Raw genomic sequence first — 2,997 nt, forward strand, 5'->3', positions numbered from 1 at the left:
ACAAGGGAGAAAACCATGATTGCACCGTGTCCGTTCTGTGCAAGCGAGCACACGGAAATCATCGAGGCTGATTTAGATGGCTGGGCGGTGGAATGCCGCGGCTGCAAGACAACCGGCCCGATCGGGAAATCCAGAGAGCTGGCCGAACTGCTCTGGAACGAGCGCGTGCTCTATGCCGAGCTGAGGAAGTGCGGATAGTCGACCAATTCGTAGCACTCCCGACAGCCACTCACTGGCTGATCGGGGGCATGCTGGTGACCCAATACACCATTGCACCTCGGCTGGGCATGTGGGCGTTCAGTCTGTTTTCGTTGCCAGGCACCGTTGCGCACGAGCTGAGTCACTGGCTTGTTGCTTTTGTGCTGGGAGCACGACCATCCTTCCCGAGGCTCATCCCGAAGCGTGAAGGGGGCAGCTGGACGTTGGGTTCGGTGAAAGTGTCGCCAGATATCGTGACGCGCATTCCGATCACGCTTGCACCCGTTGCGTTGCTTCCGCTGGGGATATGGTATGCCGTATCACATTCAGATGCGCAGGGCGGCTGGTATCTGGCACACATCTGGGTGGCCAGCACAGTCATCTATGCAAGCTTGCCATCACGTCAGGACTGGCTGGTTGCGCTGCCTGCGATCATTTGCGTGGGATTGGGGTACTTTGCTCTGCGGCAGTGGTTGTAAGCCCAAAGCACTGCACAATACCGACTTATCTGCCCAACCGCGAATCGAATTCGAATGGGCGAACAATGCCGAACGTAACGCTATTGAATTCCGGATGGTTTGGGTTGAGAACGATATTCAAGGCTTCAGGCATGATGGCCGATGGCACGATAAGCCCAAGATGTGTGGATGCAAGCAAGAATGTATCGCCAAGGGAGGCCGCGGTAGTCGAGCTTGGAAGTGCATCCCAACCATCGGGCAAATCAGCTACTGTGAGGCGAAGGTAAAATCGCTCGTCGCTCGGTAGCTCGATGACGGACAGCACCAGATCCTGCGGAAGGAGGTCTGATGTGTGGACAAGTTTTTCCAAGGCGGCGATCTCCGGGGTCATGCCGGCGTATATGGCAGCAACGCCGGGCGAGTTCCAACGTCCACCGGTCAAGCGCGCACCCGTCCCTTGGCGGTCAAGCGCGTAGGCTCGCTTGGCAATCCTCCACGCCTGCATTAGACAACGCCACCATAGGCAATGGCGGACAACATCTTGCGCACTTCATCAGCGCCCATTTCGGTGTCCAGCATCGACAGCGGTGAGCTACCAAGCGAGGCATTCATCTTGGTCAACCAATCTCGCGCCATGTCTGACGTACCAAAGACCTTCTCGGCTTCATTTTCGATCAGCGCGATGCGACTCAATCGTTCAGTCTCGGTTTGCCCCAATAGGCTTCCAGACTTGATCTTGCGCTCAGCGGTCGCCGGGGACATCCCAATCAATTTTGCGAAGCGAGCTCGTGGCATGCCAAAGTGCTCACTGGCCGTAACCATGATGGAAGGGGCTGCTCCAGCGCGAACGATCTGAATGCGAATCCCAACATTGGCGACGGCCAATGCTGCCTTCCATTTACCAAAGCCTTCCGCACGCTTGCGGGTAGCTATGGATGTAGTCATAAGACCCCCTTAAATATCAATTGATGGTTAATTCTATATCAATTGGTGTGCTGATGCCATTCAGTTGTTGGGCGAAAAAAACTGAAACCAGAGCACTTGCAAAGTATACCTTATGTGTATATATTGGCGCCATCACGACAAAAGGTATATGCGCAAATGACGGACATACTGGACTTTATTAAAACGACGATTACCCGCCCGACCCAACAGAAGCTGCTTCGCCACGCCATTCAGACGTTGGGGATTGGTCGTAGTGAGTTTGCAGACCTGCTGAAAATCTCCAAGCGTTCATTGGATGCCTGGATGCTGCCAGATAGCTCAAAAAACTACAGAACGATGAGCCAGCAATATCAGAATGAGGTCGAGCGGCTTCTGATTGAAGTGCAAGTGTTCAACAGCAACCGGGTCACTCAAGCCTCGCTTTCAGAAGAGGTGCCTGTTATCAGGTGCGAAAAGTACGATTTCAATTGGCCAACGATCTATCGGCAAACGCTTCTCTGCGAAGGCCACGATGCAAAAGGGCAGCCAGATGCCTCGCACGATTACCAGGCAACCCGATACTCCCTGTCAAAGGATGCTCCTTACGAGCGTGGATGGAAGTTAATAGCGTCAGAGCCCGTTCATACTCGAAACACACCAGCTGACACAGGATGGTTGCGCATCAGTGAGCACCGGACAGTGGATCGCGCGGACGCTTATGTTCACGGTATTGGTGAGGCCCTGCATGCGCCGACTTTTAACATCAGCAGTCGGCTATACAAGTTCGAAGGGCGCATCTTCTCACTCATCCATCATGACAAGCCACGCGAGCCGGAGGCAAAAGACAATCTGACCCTGTATCTCAGTGACTCATATCTCGAATTTGCTCAATTCTGCATAGATGGTTTGGGAGGGAGAGAACACGTATGGGACAACGAGTGGCGGCTGGTCCTTGATGCCGATGGAAAAGAGATTGAGGAAGCATACGATTGGGAGGATTGATGAGAAATCGAGTGGAAACCGAGACGGCCAGCATCGACATCACAAAGATTCCAAGCAAAGCAGCTGAAATGGGGCGGCTGTTTAGTGAGGCGGAGAACGCGATAGTGCGCCTGCTTGCCTTCGCAGGGAAGTTGGATGTCATCGTGGGGGATGGGCGCGTGCTGTGGTACGCCCTCCATTCTCTGGAGGCGAGGGAGGATGGTCATCGAGTCGTGAATGCGATGTGGGATGAAGGGTTGGTAGAGATCCCGGTGAGCAATATTGATGACATCGATGCGTCAAGACGCGCCATTGCGGAAAGCTTTGGTGTGACCACGCAAGAGTTGGCTCGGTATGAACGGAACAAGCACGGTATCGGGGTCGAAGTCGAGTGCAATCATGCTGGAGGATGCAGGAGAAGCAAGCCACTGTTCTA

General features: G+C 54.1%; 6 protein-coding genes. 4 read left to right on the plus strand and 2 right to left on the minus strand.

Going from position 1 to position 2,997, the window contains the following annotated elements; genetic code table 11:
• Together ACYCZ5_RS13925 and ACYCZ5_RS13930 are read left to right on the plus strand one after the other, a co-directional pair.
• Nucleotides 1–198, plus strand: a 198-nt coding sequence (locus ACYCZ5_RS13925) for a hypothetical protein (protein ID WP_461545406.1), incomplete at its 5' end; no start/stop codon positions are given.
• 50 nt (nt 199–248) lie between these two features.
• Nucleotides 249–677 (plus strand): hypothetical protein, encoded by a 429-nt coding sequence (locus tag ACYCZ5_RS13930; protein WP_461545407.1) that lies wholly within the window; start codon nt 249–251, stop codon nt 675–677.
• A 25-nt stretch (nt 678–702) separates the two neighbouring features.
• Here ACYCZ5_RS13930 and ACYCZ5_RS13935 read toward each other — a convergent pair whose 3' ends face one another.
• Entirely contained in the window at nt 703–1,161 is a 459-nt protein-coding gene (locus tag ACYCZ5_RS13935) for an RES family NAD+ phosphorylase (RefSeq protein WP_461545408.1), read from the minus strand.
• Complete coding sequence (locus tag ACYCZ5_RS13940) at nt 1,161–1,601, minus strand: antitoxin Xre/MbcA/ParS toxin-binding domain-containing protein (protein WP_461545409.1); 441 nt, start codon at nt 1,599–1,601, stop codon at nt 1,161–1,163. The genes ACYCZ5_RS13935 and ACYCZ5_RS13940 overlap by 1 nt, the downstream gene beginning before the upstream one ends.
• 156 nt (nt 1,602–1,757) lie before the next feature.
• Between ACYCZ5_RS13940 and ACYCZ5_RS13945 the strand changes: the two genes are divergently transcribed.
• Together ACYCZ5_RS13945 and ACYCZ5_RS13950 are read left to right on the plus strand one after the other, a co-directional pair.
• Nucleotides 1,758–2,582, plus strand: a complete 825-nt coding sequence (locus ACYCZ5_RS13945; protein ID WP_461545410.1) for a hypothetical protein — start codon at nt 1,758–1,760, stop codon at nt 2,580–2,582.
• A partial coding sequence (locus tag ACYCZ5_RS13950; RefSeq protein ID WP_461545411.1) for a hypothetical protein occupies nt 2,582–2,997 on the plus strand: 416 nt, incomplete at its 3' end. The genes ACYCZ5_RS13945 and ACYCZ5_RS13950, both read left to right, overlap by 1 nt.

The sequence above is a fragment of the Sideroxydans sp. genome, from assembly GCF_054604835.1.